Here is a 19105-nt window from a genome sequence, read left to right as displayed (position 1 = left end):
ATGATGGACCGTCATTGCTCAATCTGCGGCCAAGGCTACTGATGCAATGGCGGCGGCAAATTGATTGCGATCAACACAACATGATGGGAAAAACGCGGGCAGGCGCGGCAATACCCCTTTTGGATAACGCCAGAAAACTCAATTTGATATTGATTTATAACAAGAAATTAAAAACGTCGCCGCCGGTGCATATCTTGCGCATTGCTGCCGGCTATTTGGGGGTACTCCTGCGCCGCAGCGGCGGCAAACCGGATTCAGCGATGCAGCCACCGATGGGTGCTGCCCAGTGGCGGCAGTGGTATCTCCAGCTCGCGGCGTGTCTGATGACGCCAGCCATCCGGCAACTGCAGACGCAGCGTCACCGGGCGCGCCTCCGGATTGGCGACCAGCAGCAGCGCACGGTCGCCACGCACGAAGATTCGCGCCGCCGCTGCGGATCCCGGCAATTTCAGCGTTACACCGTCACCCGTAAGCAAGTAAGGGCTGAAACCGTTAACCTGACGAGCCACACGGGCGATACCGCGCCACTGCGTCTCAAACGCCGCGCGGTCAAAATGGCCACGCCGCTGCTGATAAAACAGGTCGTTATAGGAATAAAACAGCAGCCCGCGCGCGCCGCCGATCAGCGCCAGCCAGGCCTGGGTGCGGACTTCATCTTCCGTCGGCGCCCGCGCAGAACGCCGGTCATCATAGGCGGCATGATCCATAATCTGAATCACCATCCAGGCGCCCTTCACCCCGCGCGCCGCGCGCACGGTTTGCTGCGTATCATGCAGGGTGCGGCGCAGGTGAGGCTCCGAACCGACCGGATAGGGATCGGTCGCCAAAATATCCGCACTGTTGAAATAGTCATCCAGCGTGGCGGTTTTATTCAGCACCTGAAACGTCGGGTGGTGGCGGTCAAGCCGCTGCACCTGCTGGTGCCTGGCCGCAATCTGCGGCAGAAACTCCAGCCCCAGCTCATCATTGATATACCAGGCCAGTAAATTAGGCTGGTTTTTCAGCCGGTTAATCTGGGCGGCGGCCAACGCCGCATAGCTGCCGCGCGTCGCCGGCGCAAAACGGCTGCCGGCATAGAGATCTTTGATGGCGTAGATAACCTGCAGCCCGTGACGCCGGCTGCGGTGAAAAAAAGCGTCGGCGTCCTTGCCAACGCCATAACGGTAATTGAGCACGCTGTTGAAACCGGCGGCGGCGATACGCGCCAGATCGTCATCGCCGCTGCGGGTGGTGTAAATCCCCAGCGGAAATATCCGTTCGCCGCGGCGACGGGTAAACCCCTGCCTGTCAATCGCCACCGTCGGCGTCGGCTGACCGATATCCAGTGCGATCTCACTGCTGCGGCTGCGCCCCGTCGGCGCTTCGGTCACCTGCTGACGCAGGCGATATTCCCCCGGCGGCAACGGCGGCGGCGTATAACCCAGCCAATAGCGCTCGGCGATATAGCGCCGCTGGTTCGTCTGGTCGACAACTTTGCGCTGCCGATCGAGCAGCACGCTGCTGACCGTCACCCACTGTGGATGCGGCGTTTCAATCAGCGTGCGACCGCCCGCCGGATAGAGCGCCGCCTGCGGCGACAGCACGCAGGCATACGCATCGTCGAACCACGCCGTCCCGGTGGTGCCACGGCGCAGATACAGCCCCAGCGTCACCCGCGCCGCCCGCCGGGGCACGCGATACAAGGCCGAGATATGCCGCCAACCGCTGTTGCCGACGATTCCCGTCGGGTAGCGCCCCTCCAGAAAACGCCCCTGTGCATCAAAACTCTGGATATACACGCTGGCGCCGCGATCCTGCGGCGCCCCCTGCAGCCCGCGCCCTTTCAGCCAGGCGCCAAACGCGATAGCCTGTCCGGGCTGCGCCGCGACCGTCTGGCTGAAGGTGTGGTAACGGGCGGCATCCTGATTGTGATAGCGCAGGCTGGCCCTGCCGCCGTGCGCCGCGCTATCCTCTCCGGCACCTTCGCCGCGCCAGCCCTGCAGCCCCTGTTCGAAACCGGGGTTTTGCAGTAGATTCGGCGCACACTCCTGCGGCGGCATCCCCTGCAGCAGCGCGGCGGCGGCAATCGCCGGCATCAAACCGCTCATTGCCGCTTCATCGCCGCATTCAACAGGTAAGCAAAAAACAGGTAACAAGATTTCTGGTACGACAGCCCCAGATACTGACGGTAGATTTTCCACTGCCAGTCCGCCGCCTGCAGCTTATTGCCGGACAGCGAGTGGTCGGAAACCCGGTAAAATGCCAGCGGTTCCGGCACGCAGTACGCCAGGCCGTTGTATGCCCGTTCCAGCACCGCCAGCCACATCAGGTAATCTTCATGCCCCACCGGCTGCTGATAGACCTTACCGGTGCGCCGCTGATTGTAGATACCGGTCAGGTTGCCGATGCGGTTGCTCCTGAGCATCGCCGGGTAGTCGATAACCTCCGCCGCGCCGCGGTAGTTCTTCACCTGATGCAGATCCTGCTCAAAGGTGTAATAGTGCGAGCACACCACGTCGTAGCGGCCGGACTGCAAAATCTCCACCTGCCGCGCCAGCTTGTTACCCAGCCACACGTCATCGCTGTCGCAAAACGCCAGGTAGTCGCCGCGGGCCATATCGATACCGATATTGCGCGTGGCCGCCACCCCCAGGTTGCGCGGGTTGCGAATATAGGTCACACGCTCATTCCTCAGCGCCGCCACAATGTCCGCCGTCTCATCGGTGGAGGCGTCGTCAATCACATACAGCTGAAAGTCGGTAAAGCTCTGGTTGAGCACGCCCAGAATCGATGCCTTGACGGATGCCGCTGCGTTATAGGCCGGCATAATAACTGATACTTTTTCCATATGTTCCTCACGTGATAATCCGTTGCCACAAGGGGTAAATACGTTCCGGCGTAAAGCGCTGCGCCTGCCGCCACGAAGCGTGCGCAAAGCGTAGCCGCAGTGCGTTATCCGCCATCAGCGCCAGCACCCGTTCGCAGAACTGCAGGCTGTCGCCGTCCGGCACCAGATAGCCGTTCACCCCGGACTCAATCAGTTCCGCCGGCCCGGTTTGACAGTCATAAGCCACCAGCGGCAGGCCAAAACTCAGCGCTTCAATCAGCACCATCGGCAACCCCTCGTAACGGGAGGTCATCAGATACAGACTGGCCTGACGGTAATAGCGCGCCACGTCCGGCGTCGCCGGCAGCAAAGAGACCTGACGCTCCAACCCCGCCTGCGCAATCTGCCGTTGCAGCGCCGGCCGCGCCGGGCCATCACCGACGATCAACAGCTGCCATGACGGCGCCTGACGGGCGATCTGCCGCCAGGCGTCAATCAACCGGTCAAAGCCTTTCTGTTCGGTGAGCCGGCCGATGGCCAAGGCGACGTTGCGCCGTTGACCGCAGTCGGGCGGCTGCGGCGTAAACGGCGAAACGTTCTCGATCACCAGGCATTTATCCTGCCGGATCCAGCGGCCGATCCGCGCCCGATCTCGGTGCGTCAGCAAAATCACCCGGTCGCCCAAGGCATAAATCAGCAGTTTCAGCCAGCGCATCGGCCACGGATACTGCTGAAAACTGACGTGTTCACTGAGCAGCAGCCGGCTATCGGGACACAGCAGGCGCAAATACGGCGTCATCACCACCGACAAACGCCCCATCGAGACGACAATGATGGCGTCGTAACGCCCGCGCCGCAGCGCCCACGCCAGCCGCCATGGCCAACACGGTGCCCGGCTGCCGATCGGGCGCAGCGTCACCGACTGCGACAGCGGAAAAAACGCCCGCTCGCCGCCGAAAGAGAACAGCGTGACCCGCATGTCGTCGCTGTCAGCCAGCGCATTGGCCAAGCCGCTGGCGACGCGTTCGGTTCCGCCTTTCCCGGCGATATTCTCAATAACAATGGCAATATTGCGTGACGTCATTTCACCTCCGAAAACCGTTGCGGGCATGGCGCAGCAGACGACCGCCCAGCGGAAAAAGACCTAACCGCGTCAGGCAGTCGCCGTACAGCTTGATCAGTTTGAATTTGCCGCTCAGCGAGTGCTGAAGAGTGCGCGAAGAGTAATAACTGAACGCCTGCTGATTCTCGCTGTAGAGGGAAGCCAGCAGATGTTTGCAGGCGAAGCCGCTGATATGCTGCGCGCTTGAGGACAGGAACGCGTCGATAAACAGATCGCTGGCTTCCAGGTTCAGTCGCGTGCTCATCCGACTGGCGCGGCCAACGTCCAGATACACTCCTCCGCCGGCATCGTGGGCAATCTGCGCCCCCAGATTGGTGGCGTTGACCAGAAAACCCCAGTCCTGGTGCTTATACAGAAATTCGGGAAACAAAAAGCGTCGATCGCTTTTTTTACGCATGCTGATGGTGGAAGAACGGATGTCGCCCATCTCCAGGAACAGGAAATCTTCCCCGGCGCTGCCGCTCTGATACTGGAAGGTATAGTCGCGCACCGATACGCCGCTCACCTCGGCGTAATTACCAAAAATAATGTCAATACTGACGTCTTCGTGGTATTTCAGACGGCGGATAATATAGTTGGTGGTGAAGTAGTCGTCGGCGTCGAGAAAAAACACCACCTCCGCCTCCGCCAGCCGCACGCCCAGATTGCGCGATACCGCCGCATTGCTCTTTTGCTTCTTCTCATGCAGCATTACCTGACTGTGGGCGCAGGCAATTTGCCGCACCTGAGCGATATCAATCGCATCCGAGCCGTCATCCACCAGAATCACCTGGTAGTCGAATCCCCGACAGGCGGCAAAAATGCGGGAGAGCGTCTTCGGTAAAAATCCTGCGCTGTTATAAATTGGCATAACAATTGAGAAATCCATTTCTTACCTCAAGGATAATGGTGGGTAATCGCGTTTATCTGCGGTAACGGAGGGCATGGAGCAATGTCGGCGGCATGCCCTCCGTTACTCGGTAAAGTAGCCGCCCCATTCCTGCTCGATGCGCTCCGGCATCAGGCGGGATAAACCTGCGCCGGGCGTAAACGTCAGCTCGCCGAAGTAGACCCGCTCCCCCACCTGATAAAAATCGACCCGCAGATAGGAAAACTGCTGCGCCGTCAGGCGCGCCAGGCGCAGCATGTCCGCCAATTGCGACGGTGCGGCCAGAGGCTGCTCGGCGTTAGGCAGGACAAGGCGAATTTCCGTACGGTTCCAGTTTTCATCGAAAACATCCCGCCGGTGTTCGCCAAAGCGCTGGTAATCCACCTGAATAAAAATGCGAATCACGCCATCGCGGTTGAAGCAGTGAAACTTGAGATCGTGCGGCACCTCGCCGTTTTCCAGCAGCAGCCGTTCGACCATGATGCATGGCTCAATATCGCGGTAGTGCCGCTCACGGCTTTGCTGATAAAAATTGGCGCGCATCCAGCACCGGGTTTGATCGTAGAGTTCGGCGTAGCTGACCTGTTCCTTATCAAACACCAGCCGGTTATAACCGCTACCGTGGTTGGCCTTGAGCACGAACTGGCGTGGCAGACGGCGAAATACGTCATAACTCAGTTCCGCGCCGTGCGCGTACAGTTCAATCAGATAGGCGTCACCCCAAAGCCCGGCGATAAACTCGCGCACTTTGTATTTATCCGACAGCATGGTGTAAACGCTGCGCGGATAAATCTTGCGCCGCATCAACTTCTCGCTATAGCCGCGCGGGTGCGCCAGACGCGGCCACCGCTTAAAGTACATCGCATATTTCACCTGATGGTGCAGCGCATCGGGCAAACACCGAACGATCCCTTTCAATAAACGATTAAGCATGCCGCCTCCTTAGCGTGCGAATAAAACGTGGCAGAGCGTAATAACAGGTCAGTTGCAAACGGACGATCCGTCCGCCGCGGAAAAAAGCGTTTAACACAAACAGTGAGAAAAATTCAGCCAGCAGCGTCGACAGCGCCGCGCCGGGCAACCCGTAACGCGGGATCAGCATGGCGTTCATCACCACGTTGGCCAACGCCACCAGCGGCATCTTCAGCGCAATAAAACGGTAACCGGCCAACAGCACCATGCTGCGATACGCCACCGTCCCCAGCACCGAAAACAGCGCGGTCAGGGTACTCATCGCCAAAACATCGGCGGCCGGGCGGAATGCCTCGCCATACAGCCACGTCACCAGCGGCGTGGCGTAGCCGCCCAGTATCAGCAGCGCCGGCAGAGAAATCAGCAGCGCCAGCAGGCACAGCAGACGGATACGGTATTCCCGTTCCGGACCGGCGGCGCAGCGGGCAATCCCCGGCATCAGCGACGTCACCAGCGCCAGAGGAATAAAGATCCAGCCCTGGCCCAGCGTTACGGCGGCGCTGTACCAGCCTACCGCCTGCGGCCCGAGCAGATTGCCGAGCATGATTTGATCGATGCGGGTATAGATGACGATCGACAGCCCGGCAGCGGCCAGCGGCAGACCGACACGCAGCAGGTAGCGGCCATAGCGCCGCGTCGCGCGCGCGTTAAACGGCGCCGGCGGTGAGCCGCGACGAAACAGCCACAGACGCGTCAGGTAAGGCAGCGCGCTGGCGATAAGATACGGCACGGCAAACCACACCAGCGGCAGCGCCGCGCCGATCAACGCCAGCCGCAGGACGATCGCCAGCGCTAACGCCAGGTTGTTAATCAGCGTATTGCGCTTCGCCTGCAGTCGGGCATCGTAGTAAATCTTGTAAACGTCCTGGACGGAAAAATAGGCGCTTGCCAGCAGCAGCGTGCTCATCCAGGTTTGCGGCGCCGGATGGTGATAAAAACTCCATAACCACAGCGGCAGCGCCAGCAGTAAAAACAGCCGCCGCCGCAGCTGCATAGAGGCCATCATCAGCCGGACGCCGCTGTCAGGGCGGCGGGCAACGCGGTTGAAGATCACGCTGTCGGCGCCCAGCTGCACCAGCGGCACCACAATAGCGATCGTCGCCAGCAGATAGTTCAGCGCGCCGAACTGCGCCGGCCCCAGATAACGCGCCACATAGACGGAAACGAACACGCCCGACAGGCTGAGCGATACCCGCTCCAGCATCAGCCAGAACGCATTGTGCAAAATCGCCTTCATAGGGCTAGGTCCTGTGCACCGTGTCGCCCTCTTCCCGGTGGCTGGGGTAGGCAAAGTTGTAATAACCGACATCGGTAACGGCCTTTTTCACCACGCCGTTGAGAATCACGCCTTTGACGGATACGCCGTTCTGTTCAAAGCGGCGCAGGCTGGCTTCAACCTGTTTTATGCTGTTAACCGCGAAACGCACCACCATCAAAGAGGTTCCCGCATGATGGCCAATAATCGCCGCATCGGTGACTGCCAGGATCGGCGGCGTATCAATCAGCACGATGTCGTAACGCTGTCCTGCCCAGCGCAAAAAGTCCGTAAAACGCGGGTGCATCAGCAGTTCGGAAGGGTTTGGCGGCACCTGACCGCGCGGGACAAAATCCAGATTGGCCTGCGCCGTGGTGCGCACCGCCAGGCTCGGCTCAGTGCGGCCGACCAGCACGTCGGACAACCCGTGCCGTGCGTCGTTGCTCAGCCAGCGATGCAAAAACCCCTTGCGCATATCGCCGTCAATCAGCAGTACCTGCTGGCCGGCCTGAGCCAGCACCGCCGCCAGATTAATGCTGGCGAAACTTTTCCCGCTGGCCGGACTGGCGCCGGACACCATCAGGATATTGTTGCTCGCCTCCATCATCACGAAGTGCAGACTGGTGCGCAGACTGCGGAGCGCTTCAACGGCCAGATCCTCCGGCTGTTCCAGCGCCAGGATCGGCAGCCGCTCACCGCCGGAGCGCGTCAGCAACAGCTGCTGACTGCGGTTGCGCTTCGTCTGCCATAATGACAGCGGCACCGTGGCATACACATTGATACCGCGCTTTTCCAACACGGCGCTATCGTCAATGCCCCGGTGAAAAGCACCGCGCAACAGAACCACCGCGGCGGCAATCGTCCCGCCGCTCAATAGCGACAGTATGACGATCAGCATTTTTTGCGGTTTTACCGGCTTAATCGTCGTTTCCGCCGCATCGATAATGCGGATGTTCCCCACCGTACCCGCCTTGCTGATGCTCAACTCCTGCTGTTTGTTCATCAGTTGCATATACACCTGCTGATCAACCTGTACATCACGCGTCAGGCGCAGCACCTCCTGCTGGGTTTTCGGCAGGTTCTGCACCTGTTTGCCCAGACGCTTTTTTTCCTGCTCCAGCGTGGCGCGTTTTTCCAGCAGGGCGCGATATGCCGGGTGCGCGCGGGTATACAGCTTGGAAATCTCCGATTCTTTGAAGGTCAGTTCATTAAGCTGCGCCTCCAGCTGCACCAGCGTATCCAGCACCGACTTGGCCTCCAGCGACAGGTCCACCGAATTATTCTGCCGGCGGAACTGATTGAGCTGGTTTTCCGCCTGGGTCAGCGAAGATTGGGTCTGCGGCAGCTGACGCGCCAAAAACGCCAGCATGCGCTGCGCCTCTTCGGTTTTGCGGTCGACATTCTGTTGCAGATAGTTTTCGGTGATGCTCTGCAGAATCCGTCTGGCGTACTGCGGATCTTCATTCTCCAGTTTGAAGGTCATGATGCCGCTCTCTTTACCCGCCAGGGTGATGCTCAGATTGCGGCGCAGATCGTCGATGGCCTGCTGACGCGCCAGCTTTACCACGCTAAACGTCGCGCCCGGCTCGGCGGACAGCGTCGTCACGCGCAGACGCCATGCGCCGTCCTGCAGCATCTCCCCCGCCCGGCCGCGCAGCAGCGTCCGCCCGTCCTGGCTCAACGTAAAGCGCTGGTTCTCCCGCACGCTCAGGGTCAGGACTTTCCCCAACATGTCCGTCGGCACCGCCAATTCGGCAATCGCCAACTGTGGGACCGGCCGGCCAAGCAAACGCGCTACGCCTTTGCCCACCAGCGGGAAAGCATCCGCGCTGACCCGCACCGTCAGTCCCAGGCTGTCCACGGTTTTCCCCAGCACGTAGCGGGAGTTAACCAGCGCAATCTCATCCTGCGTAGCGGAAAACTGCTCGCCGGCATTGTCCAGCGATTGGCGCAGCAGCGACGCGCCGGTGGTCGGCTGCTCCACCTGCGCCATCGCCGTCGCCTCATAGATCGGCGTCGCCAGCAGCGCGTACAGCAGTCCCAGCAACGCCGCCAAGATGGTCGCCAGCGCCAGACGCCAACGGTTATCCCACAGCAGGCCGATCAGGCGCTCCCACTCCAGTTTCTCTTCCACATCGGCCACCGCACCGGGTTGTGCACTATTTTTTATCATCGCTGCTCCTTGCATCGACCATTACCTTTTACCAATTACGCAGCCGCAGCGCGGCCCAGCTTCACCGGTGATATAGTGAAATGCGGCGAAAGTGGCATCCACCGACGGATCCTCTACAGCCCGCGCCAGGCGGATAAAATCAAAATTCATGCAAGCATCCTGCTACAAAATTAACGGTCGGCTGCCGGCGAGCCGGCGGCCATTGTTGTCCGCCGAGGTTCACGTACCAGCAGGAAATAGCCGCCGGAACACAGCATAAATGCCGCCAGCATCAGGCTTTCCTGCCACGCCATCAGCTCGCCGGACAGGCCGACAACGGCCAGAGCCAAAGCCAGCAGACCGCTTACCGCCAATGCCTGGCGGGCGCTAAGACCACGGCGCATCAAAATATGGTGCAGATGATCGCGACCGGCTCGAAACGGGCTCTGACGCCGGGCGATACGACGCAGCATGACGCTCACCATATCCATCAACGGCATGGCAATCAGCCACAGCGCGCCGACCGGACGCATCACCGCACCGTCGCCCTGCGTCGCGCTCAACAACAGCCACAACACGGTAAATCCCATCACCATGCTGCCGGCATCGCCCATAAAGATTCGGTTGCGGCGCCCAAAAAAACCCAGGTTAAACAACAAGTAGGCCGCCAGGGTGACAATCAGACTCAGGCACCAGAACGCCGTGTCCAGACGGCCGCCCAGAGCGAACAGCACCGCCAGTCCGGCCAGCGTCACGCAGGACTGTATGCCCAACTGACCGTCAATACCGTCGACCATGTTGTAAGCGTTAATCGCGCCCCACACCGCCAGCGGCGTCACCAGCAAGGCGCCGTAGCCAAGCTGCAACGCTTCGCCGCCCCATAGGCTGCCCAGCGAAGAGAGCCGCATGCCGGCCGCCAGCATCATCACCAGCGCCAGCCCGCCCTGTACCGCCATACGCGGCGCGACCGACAGCTCAAAGCGGTCATCCAGCACGCCCAGCAGCAGCAGCGCCGTCACGCAGCACAGGTAGACCGCCATATGAGGCACGCCGTCCGGCTGCCAGAGCGAGAACAGAGCCACCGACAGATAAATCGCGATGCCTCCGCACAGCGGAATATGGCCCTGATGCTGTTTGCGGGCGCTGGGCTTATCGACCAGCGCCAGTTTCAGCGCCACTCCCCTGGCGATCGCCATCAGCAGCAACGCCAGAAAAAATATCACTCCCAGTTGATAAACCATTTCTCCCCCCTTGCTCCCTGAAATGACGCCGCCTGCCGTCCTCCGATTTCCTGGTGCGTCAGCGCACCATGGCATCAGCGCGCGCGAAACTCATGCCTGATGGTTTTGGCAATCGCATCCTCCAAAGGCACCGGTGCAACAAAATCAGTGCGCACATCGCTTTTGAACTGCGTTCTGGCGCAAAACTTCTGCACGCGGATGCGGCTGACGGGAAACTGACGCCGGGTGACTTTACTCACCAAATCCAGAGCGCCGGCGCCGCACAATCCCAGCCAATAAGGGATGCGTAACGTTTTGCTATTTTTGCCCAGCGAAGCCGACACCGTGGTCACCAGCTGATTCATGGTCAAATCGGGTTTATCGACATAATTGCAGATCTGATAGGCGGGCTGTTGATCGAGCGCGTGTTCCAGCCGGGCGGCGATATTCTCGACATACGCCATCGACTTGAAATTATTCCCGCTGCCAATCATGACAAATCGCCCGCCGGCAATTTGGCGCAGCAGGTTATACACATTGCCGCGGTTGCCTTCGCCAAAGACCACCGTCGGCCGGATTATCGTCAATTTGTTTTGCTTATCCGCCTTGCGCCAGGCTTCATAAACATATTCCGCTTCCAGTTTGGATTTGCCGTAGTGGTTAAAAGGATCAAAGGCGCCGTCTTCGCCGGTTTCCTGCTGGACAAAGCCATATACCGCCACCGAAGAGGTAAAAATGATCTGACGAATACCCAGCGCCGCAGCCTGTTGGCAAAGGTGGCGTGCGCCCTCCACATTCACTTGATAATAAAGCGAACTGGGCTGCACGTTATCCTTGTGCTCCGCCGCCAGATTGATCGCCACGTCACAACCGTCCAGCGCGGAGCGCAGGGTTTGCGGTTGCGTGATATCGCCGTATTGATAAAGTTCGGGGTAATCCTCACTCGGATTTTTATCAATAATGCGCAGCGTGAGATCGCTGCGCGAACGCAGACGTTTGACTAACCGTGTGCCAATAAAGCCGGAGCCACCGATAATAGCTACTTTACGCTCATCCATAATATTCACTCAGCCTGTTATCGTTATTTCCGCCAGTGATTCTGGCAGAAAGCCAATAGCGATTAACTATCGGACACAGACTGAACAAATTAACTTCCCCTTTCAAATAACAAAAAATAAAATAGCAGTCGTCACGCCATGTAAAACAGGATTAAAAGTGAAATTTCTCTTTGTCTAATTCTCTCTTTCGCGAGAAAAAAATGAGTTCATCAGATTGTCCGGCAGGGTAAGCTGAATTTCGCTGCTCTCCTTTATTTCATCATAACGATATTGCTGCCGGAACCGCCCCTTCTTGGGATCAATGCATTCAATCGTCACCTGCAAGGACTTATTTCCCTGATACATGCACAGCAGCGAGCGCGACGAAGGTGCATCAGGATTATCGGCATTGCTGAACTTTAACGTCAGCATCACCCGCGTCGGGCTGTATATACGGCTTCCTTCCGCGAGCGGACGCGCCTGACTTCCCAGGTAAAAGAAAACATTTGCGATAACCGCGAATAACGCCAGCACGGACACCAGTTTGACGCCGCGGGTAATCAACAGGGAAAAAGTCCCCGTTTGTCTCTTTTGCGGTTTAAACGGCTGCGTATGCCAAAGCGGATGCTGAGCCGCTATTTTTTCTTGATTCATCTCAGAATCGCGCTCGGCGCTTATTGCCATATCCTCAGAAAAACTCCCCCGACCAACACTTTCAGATGATTCCTGTTGAATATCCTCTTCCACCAAAGATTCGTGCTCTAAAATAGCTTCATCATCATGGCTGTCATCGCTCAAGAAATTAAATATTGCACGGTTTTCAACCCTGTAACCTAAGCGAGGGATGGTTCTGATAATGGTATGATCGCTATCGCCGATCTTCTGGCGAATGGATTTAATGGTCTGATTTATCGTTGAATCAGAGCAGTAAGTACCTTTCCATATGCTTTCTATAATCTCTGCCCGAGTCACCAGTTCGGGGGAGTTGGCAACCAACAGTGAGAGTATTTGATACTCCTTCCAACGTAGGCGGGTGCTTTTCCTGGAAGGGATCAATACATTGAGATTCCTAATCGTTATTCTTTTATCGAGATCCACGTTAATTTCCTTAATGAGCCCACTCCTGCACGCGTGATATAGAAATAAGAAAAAACGACAAAGAAATCAAATCTAAACTTAACAAGTTGGCGAATTTATATTTTTACCCATATGAAAAGTCAATTTCACTCATGCTATTTATACATATCCATATAATTTAAATGCCTTTTTAACCCCTGGTGGAAAACTGTTTCCCTGCGCAATCACCCGGCACAACACCGCACCCAACCAGATGAATTAAAAAAGAAAAGCAGACCAACACAAACAAAAAACAGACAATGAAATCATAAAATTTCATCATAAAATCAATCAAGTGAAAACAATAAGCATTCGGCATTTCGACCTAATCCTATTGTAAAGCAATCGTGAAAAGTGGCATGAAAGAAGAATGAGACTAATCTCATTGAATGAGTGCCGGACAATTAATTTAAAATGGGAAATTCTGGGGAGTTTTTACTATTTATATTACAGGGAAGGAAGCATGGAAATCATTAGAATAAATAATCTGACACCCAATCCATTATTAAATAACATAATTAACCATTGGGTGTTGGCGCATGTTTTCTTAGGAAGAATACCCATCCTGTTATTTAATATTATTGATATTACAGGGCTTAATCATATTGTTGCAGGTATCTCTCCTAGCGCGGAGATACCTGCAGGGAAAGGCGTATTATCCGCGCGGCTTACGCCCGTATACCAGCCAGGTAATCACCACGCAGAGAATATAAAACACCAGGAATACCTTCATCGCCCCGGCTGGCGAGCCGGTCATTGCCAATGAGGTGCCAAAGGCTTTGGGGATAAAGAATCCGCCCACCGCGCCAATAGCGGAAATAAAACCCAGCGCGGCGGCAGAGTCGGTCACCGCTTCGCGCTGTGCCTCTTCATCGCTGCCGCCGGCGGCCTTGACGCGGTCGACGGTAATTTTACGGAAAATCACTGCGATCATCTGGAAGGTGGAGCCGCTCCCCAGCCCTGCCGTCAGGAACAGCAGCATAAAGACGCCGTAAAAGGCGATAAAGGAACCGGATGAACCGGCGTCCGGCAGCGTCAGGAACAGCAGCCCGGCAAATACCGCCATCAGTACAAAGTTGATCAGCGTCACGCGGATGCCGCCAAAGCGATCCGACAACGCACCGCCGACCGGACGCGCCAGCGCGCCAAGGAACGGGCCAAAGAAGGCATAGTGCAGGATCACCACATCCGGAAACTGGGTTTTCGACAGCATGGCGAACCCGGCGGAAAAACCGATAAAAGAACCGAAGGTGGACAGATACAACAGGCTGAGCAACCACAGGTGCCCGCGCTTCAGGACCGGCAACTGCTGGCGCAACGACGCCTTGGATGCCGCCAGGTCGTTCATGCCGAACCAGGCCGCCAAGGTGGCGACCAGCAGAAACGGCACCCATATCCAGGCGGCGTTTTCCAGCCATAGCTGGCTGCCGTCCGGCTGCTGATGGCCGCTGCCGCCAAACAGCGTAAACATCCCCAGCGTAATCGCCAGCGGAGCCGCCAGTTGCATCACGCTGACGCCGAGATTGCCCAGGCCGCCGTTCAACCCCAGCGCACCGCCCTGCTTCGCTTTAGGGAAGAAGAAGCTGATATTCGCCATGCTGGAGGCGAAGTTGGCGCCGCCGAAGCCGCACAGCAGCGCGATAATCACAAAGATGTGGAAAGGCGTAGCGGGATCCTGCACCACCATCCCCAGCCACAGGCAGGGGACGATCAGCAGACAGGTGCTGATCGCCGTCCAGCGCCGGCCGCCGAAAATCGGTATCACGAAGGAGTAAGGCACGCGCATAATCGCGCCGGATACCGAAGGTAACGCCGTCAGCATAAACAGCTGATCGGTGGTGAAGTTAAAACCGACCTTGTTCAGATTGACGGCAACGGCGCTGAACAGCATCCAGACGCAGAACCCCAGAAGCAGACAGGGAATCGAGATCCACAGGTTGCGGTTGGCGATACGCTGCCCACGCTGCTGCCAAAACTCGCTGTCCTCGGGCCGCCAGTCCTGAATAACCGCGCCCGTTTTTTTGTTTGATGACGTTGCTATGTGCGACATAAATAACCTCGAAAGCACGCTGATAATTGCGCTCACCCTAGAGCTCCCCCCTTAGTGCAAAGTTGACATAAATCAAGCCGGGTGCAGGTAGCCGTCGCCGCAAAATGCCCCCAACTCTATTAGGGAGTAAACGCCAAATCGTTTAAATGGTTTTTATATTCAACCAGATAGCCATCGCTCAACACGCAGGAAAGCCGGTGTGCCGGAGGCGGGGAAACTAATGGTTACTTCGTTATAGGTATGGGGTTATCTGCAGGGATAATGAAAAATAGCGCCAAATTGTTATCGGAACGGCTCGCCCGTCTTCCGATTGTTCCTCACTTCGCCGTCGTTGTTTTCAGGAATCTGCGCCGTATGAAATCATTACTGGCTCCGCTCTCCATCGTTAATCAGGTCGCCGTGCTGATGCTGCTGCTGGCGCTGCTTGGCATCGGCGGCATGAGCATCTCCGCCTGGATGGCGCAAAGCATTCAGGGCAATGCGCATGCCATCAACAAGGCGGGATCGCTGCGTATGCAGAGCTATCGTCTGCTGGCATCGTTACCGCTGGATGCGCGCAGCGAGAAGCTGATTGCTGAACTGAACCGCGATGCCGACAGCGAGGATTTACAACGTTCGGTGGCGCAGGAAGGCCTTACGCCGCAATTTTATGCGCTGCGCGACTACTGGCAGCACACGCTGCAGCCCCGCCTGCGCCAGGCGCAGCACCCCGCCGACGCCGACGCGCAGGTGGCGCACTTCGTCGGCCTGCTGGACGCGCTGGTATCGGATATCGACCGTCAGACCGAACGCCGGCTGCTGGCGGCAACGCTGGTGCAGTGGGTGTTTATCGCCCTGACGCTGCTGCTGCTGGCCGGCACCATCTGCTACCTGCGCCGCCGCCTGCTGCACCCCTGGCGTCAGCTGGTCACCATGGCGATGGCGGTCGGACGCGGCGATTTCAGCCGGCGCTTCCCCCAGCGCGGGCGGCAGGATGAAATGGCCTCGCTCGGCGGCGCCTTGAACGGCATGTCGGATGAACTGTCCACCATGTACGCACGTCTGGAACAGCGCGTGGCGGAAAAAACCGCCGATCTGCAGCAGAAAAACCAGGTTTTGCGCTTTCTTTATCACGCCAGCCGCCAGTTGCATACCAGCGATCCGATGTGCAGCCGGCTGATGCCGGTGCTCAGCCAGCTGCAAACCCTGACGCCGCTGCGCGCCATGCAGGTCAGACTGTACGAAAACAACAGCCAGGAGCAGTTCCAGCAGCTCAGCAGCCATGAGCCGCTGCGCCCGGAGCACTGCCACAATCCGGCCTGCCGCGCCTGCCTGAGTGACGACGACATAGTGGATGAAGGCCCGACGCTCAGCTGGAGCCTGAGCGATAAACTGGGTAACTACGGCCTCCTGCTGGCGCAAAGCCGGCAGCCATTAAGCGATGAACACCAACAACTGGTCAGTACGCTGGTCGAACAGCTTACCAGCGTATTGGCGATTGAGCGGCAGGTCGACCATCAGCAGCAATTGATTCTGATGGAAGAGCGCGCCGCCATCGCCCGCGAGCTGCACGATTCGATCGCCCAATCCCTGTCGTGTCTGAAGATGCAGACCAGCTGTCTGCAGATGCAGGGAGCGGGCCTGCCGGCCGACAGTCTGACGCTGGTGCAGCAGATGCGCGAGGAGCTGAATACCGCCTACCGCCAACTGCGCGAACTGCTGACCACGTTCCGTCTGCAGCTGAGCGAGCCAGGCCTGCTGGCGGCGCTGCAGAGCACGGTGCGGGAGTTCAACACACGCCTCGGCATCGACATCGCGCTGGATTATCAGCTCGGGCCACGCACCGTCCCGGCTTACCAGGCAATCCACCTGCTGCAAATCGCCCGCGAAGCCCTCAGCAATATTCACAAACACGCCAAGGCGACGGAAGTCCGCATTCAGGTGACCAACCGTCAGGGGGAAGTGACGCTGACCGTCAGCGATAACGGCTGCGGACTGCCGCCCAACAGCGAACGCCCCGACCATTACGGGCTGATAATTATGCGCGATCGCGCCAAAAACCTGCACGGCCGCTGTGAGATCGTCTCCGGAGACGCAGGCGGAACAACGGTCAGCGTGGTATTCCGCCCGGAGATCCCCTGATATATCAGGGAATAGCGCCGGTCGCCGGCCATTGAACATTTACAGGAGAAGTTATGACCACCGAAACTGAAGGTGCCGCCACCATACTGCTGATTGACGATCACCCCATGCTGCGCAACGGCGTCAAACAGTTAATCAGCATGGATTCCCGCTTGCAGGTCATCGCCGAAGCCAGTAACGGCGCGCAGGGCGTTGAGCTGGCGGAACAGTTTGACCCGGATCTGATCCTGCTGGATTTGAATATGCCCGGCATGAACGGGCTGGAAACCCTCGACCAGCTGCGGCTGACCGCCCTGTCCGGCCGGGTGGTGGTGTTCAGCGTCTCCAATCACGAAGACGACGTCGTCAGCGCGCTCAAACGCGGCGCCGACGGCTATTTGCTGAAAGATATGGAGCCGGAAGTCCTGCTGAAGGCGCTGCATCAGGCCGCCGCCGGTCAGATGGTGCTGAGCGAAACCCTAACGCCGATCCTGGCCGCCAGCCTGCGCGACAACCGTCCGGCCGCCGAACGCGATATCCAGCAGTTGACCCCGCGCGAGCGCGATATTCTGAAGCTGATCGCCCAGGGGTTACCGAACAAACTGATCGCCCGCAAACTGATGATCACCGAAAGCACGGTGAAAGTGCACGTCAAACACCTGTTGAAAAAGATGAAGCTAAAATCCCGCGTCGAGGCCGCCGTATGGGTGCTGCAGGGAAAAACCGTCAGTTAAGCGCCGGCACCTGCGGCGTCTGCAGCATTTTCGGCTCGGACAGTTCGTCTTCCCGGCCGCCGCCGGCGCTCAGCGGCGGCGTCAGCTGCAGCGTGATCCAGTTGGAAGTCACGCGCTGCTGTTTTTCATCTTCCAGCGTCACCGACAGCCGGTAACGGTTTTCCGCTCCCGGCGTATCGTCCCAGGCCGGCATAATCACGCTCCAGCCGTGCGGATCGGTATTGTTGCGCGGCGGCGTCAGACTCAGGGTTTGGGTATCACCCTGCCAGCTGACGCGGGTAATCTTGTTGCTGGCGCGAATATCCACCACCAGCTGCAGCGTTTCACCCGGCTGCAGGTTCCACGGCGGCGTCGCCAAAAACACCTGCAGCGTCTTGCGTTGTTTAAACTCCAGCACCGGCACACTGTTGCGTTCGATCGGATCGTAGCGGCTGCCGCGCAGCGACTTGGCCTGCGCCACGTATTCCGGCGAGATCTGCTTCGACAACGGCACGCCGAAACGGTAATTGACCGACAGCTCCACCCTGTCTTGCGTTTCACCGCCGTCGCCCAGCTTGTGCTGCGCCTTCAGCGTCATCAGCGGCACCGGCGTATAGTTCAGCCCCAGCTGCATGGCGCGCGGATCGCGCTGTTTATTGCCGCTGCCGAACAGGTCGACATTGTCGCCGAGATACTGCTCATAGCTCAGCGTAGCGCCAAGCTGGCGGTAAAACGGCAGATAACCCTGGGTGGTAATATCATAGCCGCGCGCCGGACGGCTGAGGAAAACACCGTCGCTTTGCTGCTCACGCATCGCCGAAAGCGGCTGATAGTAATTGGCGGAAAAACGCAGGTAATCCCCCCAAGCTTCGGCGCCGACGCTGGCGCGGTTGCGCTGGTTCTCCAGATCGCTGTCAAACACCGTGTTGTAGCCCAGCAGCCAGTCGCCGCTGACCCAGCGCTGACCCAGCCCCAGATTGGCCAATGAACTGTCGGTGCGCTGCTGGAAACCGAGCTGGCTGTAGGTCAGCAGACCGTTAACATCGTACAGCGGGCTGAACAGTTGCCCTTTACTGCCGGAAAAGTCGCCGTCCGAAGTCAGCGCCAGCGAGACATTCGCCGTTCCCAGCGGCGACAGCAGTTCCTGCGCCTGCTGCTGCAGCAGACCGGTCGCCTGGCCGATGGCGTAGTTCTCCGCCTGGGTGCGCAGCTGCTCCCTCGACACCTTATTCAGGTTACTCTCACCAAAGGATTTGGCCTTGGTCGCCCACTCTTTTTCCCGCGCGCTTTCCAGCAGCGTGCTGCCGCCCAGCTCCGGCAGGTCGGCGGCGGCGTTTTTATTCCGGTTCACCACGGAGTCGGGCGCCGGCGGCGACTCTGCCGCAACAGGCAAGATGGGAAGCAGAGGAACTAACAGACACAGCAGCGAAACCCGGCGGGCCGCACTGCCGTCAGCGATAGGTCTAACTTTGCGGAAATGTTGAATCAAAACTGCCATTAAACTCGCACCACGTCCCCGTCCACGGGAGAGGGTAAACTCAATTTTTGCTACGGTTACTCCGAACCGCAGACAGCCAAAGATGTATTCACTATAGCACAGGCCCGCGCCCGTTATCCGTGAGTCGCCGGGGTAAACGACGATACCGCAGCATAGTCCGTAGCCCCCAGAAAACAATCAGATAAAACTCAATCG

General features: G+C 58.3%; 15 protein-coding genes. 2 read left to right on the top strand and 13 right to left on the bottom strand.

All coding sequences use genetic code 11. The features are described from left to right. Positions 1–254: 254 nt before the first annotated feature. The 12 genes from HF675_RS09985 to HF675_RS09935 all read right to left on the bottom strand — a co-directional run bounded on the left by HF675_RS09985 (position 255) and on the right by HF675_RS09935 (position 14599). Positions 255–2087, bottom strand: coding sequence for a carbohydrate-binding protein CenC (locus HF675_RS09985; protein ID WP_255427348.1), 1833 nt, complete (start codon positions 2085–2087; stop codon positions 255–257). Further along, positions 2084–2827, bottom strand: coding sequence for a glycosyltransferase family 2 protein (locus tag HF675_RS09980; protein WP_187044531.1), 744 nt, complete (start codon positions 2825–2827; stop codon positions 2084–2086). The genes HF675_RS09985 and HF675_RS09980 overlap by 4 nt, the downstream gene beginning before the upstream one ends. Before the next feature lie 7 nt (positions 2828–2834). After that, positions 2835–3890, bottom strand: coding sequence for a glycosyltransferase family 4 protein (locus HF675_RS09975; protein WP_187044530.1), 1056 nt, complete (start codon positions 3888–3890; stop codon positions 2835–2837). A 1-nt stretch (position 3891) separates the two neighbouring features. Further along, the gene (locus tag HF675_RS09970; protein WP_105231529.1) at positions 3892–4797 is read right to left on the bottom strand and encodes a glycosyltransferase family A protein; all 906 of its coding nucleotides are present in this window, start codon (positions 4795–4797) and stop codon (positions 3892–3894) included. A gap of 84 nt (positions 4798–4881) precedes the next feature. Then, entirely contained in the window at positions 4882–5730 is an 849-nt protein-coding gene (locus tag HF675_RS09965; RefSeq protein WP_105231530.1) for an ATP-grasp fold amidoligase family protein, read from the bottom strand. Then, positions 5723–7006 carry a flippase gene (locus tag HF675_RS09960; RefSeq protein ID WP_187044529.1) on the bottom strand — a complete coding sequence of 428 codons (1284 nt, stop codon included), beginning with the start codon at positions 7004–7006 and terminating at the stop codon, positions 5723–5725. The genes HF675_RS09965 and HF675_RS09960 overlap by 8 nt, the downstream gene beginning before the upstream one ends. A gap of 4 nt (positions 7007–7010) precedes the next feature. Further along, complete coding sequence (locus HF675_RS09955; RefSeq protein ID WP_187044528.1) at positions 7011–9197, bottom strand: polysaccharide biosynthesis tyrosine autokinase; 2187 nt, start codon at positions 9195–9197, stop codon at positions 7011–7013. 21 nt (positions 9198–9218) lie between these two features. Then, positions 9219–9347, bottom strand: coding sequence for a hypothetical protein (locus tag HF675_RS23790; RefSeq protein WP_255427347.1), 129 nt, complete (start codon positions 9345–9347; stop codon positions 9219–9221). Between the two features lie 20 nt (positions 9348–9367). After that, positions 9368–10417 (bottom strand): UDP-N-acetylglucosamine--undecaprenyl-phosphate N-acetylglucosaminephosphotransferase, encoded by a 1050-nt coding sequence (gene wecA / locus HF675_RS09950; RefSeq protein WP_187044527.1) that lies wholly within the window; start codon positions 10415–10417, stop codon positions 9368–9370. A gap of 74 nt (positions 10418–10491) precedes the next feature. Then, complete coding sequence (locus HF675_RS09945; RefSeq protein WP_105231534.1) at positions 10492–11454, bottom strand: NAD(P)-dependent oxidoreductase; 963 nt, start codon at positions 11452–11454, stop codon at positions 10492–10494. Positions 11455–11628: 174 nt separating this feature from the next. After that, positions 11629–12531 carry a helix-turn-helix domain-containing protein gene (locus HF675_RS09940; protein WP_187044526.1) on the bottom strand — a complete coding sequence of 301 codons (903 nt, stop codon included), beginning with the start codon at positions 12529–12531 and terminating at the stop codon, positions 11629–11631. Between the two features lie 673 nt (positions 12532–13204). Further along, positions 13205–14599, bottom strand: a complete 1395-nt coding sequence (locus HF675_RS09935) for a NarK family nitrate/nitrite MFS transporter (protein ID WP_105231536.1) — start codon at positions 14597–14599, stop codon at positions 13205–13207. Between the two features lie 354 nt (positions 14600–14953). Between HF675_RS09935 and narX the strand changes: the two genes are divergently transcribed. Next, complete coding sequence (gene narX / locus HF675_RS09930; protein ID WP_187044525.1) at positions 14954–16720, top strand: nitrate/nitrite two-component system sensor histidine kinase NarX; 1767 nt, start codon at positions 14954–14956, stop codon at positions 16718–16720. 53 nt (positions 16721–16773) lie between these two features. Then, positions 16774–17433 (top strand): two-component system response regulator NarL, encoded by a 660-nt coding sequence (gene narL / locus HF675_RS09925; protein WP_111736911.1) that lies wholly within the window; start codon positions 16774–16776, stop codon positions 17431–17433. Here the strand turns inward: narL and HF675_RS09920 are convergent. Further along, complete coding sequence (locus tag HF675_RS09920; RefSeq protein WP_105231539.1) at positions 17426–18910, bottom strand: YchO/YchP family invasin; 1485 nt, start codon at positions 18908–18910, stop codon at positions 17426–17428. The genes narL and HF675_RS09920 overlap by 8 nt on opposite strands. Positions 18911–19105 lie beyond the last annotated feature (195 nt).

Origin of the sequence: Serratia sp. JUb9 (assembly GCF_014298095.1) — a bacterium.
GTDB classification, from domain to species: domain Bacteria; phylum Pseudomonadota; class Gammaproteobacteria; order Enterobacterales; family Enterobacteriaceae; genus Serratia_B; species Serratia_B rhizosphaerae.
This window is presented reverse-complemented; position numbering and strand designations above follow the sequence as displayed.

Coding starts and splice junctions, on each gene's coding strand:
- HF675_RS09985 (WP_255427348.1), bottom strand. CDS start 2,087: ATGAGCGGTTTGATGCCGGCGATTGCCGCCGCCGCGCTGCTGCAGGGG.
- HF675_RS09980 (WP_187044531.1), bottom strand. CDS start 2,827: ATGGAAAAAGTATCAGTTATTATGCCGGCCTATAACGCAGCGGCATCC.
- HF675_RS09975 (WP_187044530.1), bottom strand. CDS start 3,890: ATGACGTCACGCAATATTGCCATTGTTATTGAGAATATCGCCGGGAAA.
- HF675_RS09970 (WP_105231529.1), bottom strand. CDS start 4,797: ATGGATTTCTCAATTGTTATGCCAATTTATAACAGCGCAGGATTTTTA.
- HF675_RS09965 (WP_105231530.1), bottom strand. CDS start 5,730: ATGCTTAATCGTTTATTGAAAGGGATCGTTCGGTGTTTGCCCGATGCG.
- HF675_RS09960 (WP_187044529.1), bottom strand. CDS start 7,006: ATGAAGGCGATTTTGCACAATGCGTTCTGGCTGATGCTGGAGCGGGTA.
- HF675_RS09955 (WP_187044528.1), bottom strand. CDS start 9,197: ATGATAAAAAATAGTGCACAACCCGGTGCGGTGGCCGATGTGGAAGAG.
- HF675_RS23790 (WP_255427347.1), bottom strand. CDS start 9,347: ATGAATTTTGATTTTATCCGCCTGGCGCGGGCTGTAGAGGATCCGTCG.
- wecA (WP_187044527.1), bottom strand. CDS start 10,417: ATGGTTTATCAACTGGGAGTGATATTTTTTCTGGCGTTGCTGCTGATG.
- HF675_RS09945 (WP_105231534.1), bottom strand. CDS start 11,454: ATGGATGAGCGTAAAGTAGCTATTATCGGTGGCTCCGGCTTTATTGGC.
- HF675_RS09935 (WP_105231536.1), bottom strand. CDS start 14,599: ATGTCGCACATAGCAACGTCATCAAACAAAAAAACGGGCGCGGTTATT.
- narX (WP_187044525.1), top strand. CDS start 14,954: ATGAAATCATTACTGGCTCCGCTCTCCATCGTTAATCAGGTCGCCGTG.
- narL (WP_111736911.1), top strand. CDS start 16,774: ATGACCACCGAAACTGAAGGTGCCGCCACCATACTGCTGATTGACGAT.
- HF675_RS09920 (WP_105231539.1), bottom strand. CDS start 18,910: ATGGCAGTTTTGATTCAACATTTCCGCAAAGTTAGACCTATCGCTGAC.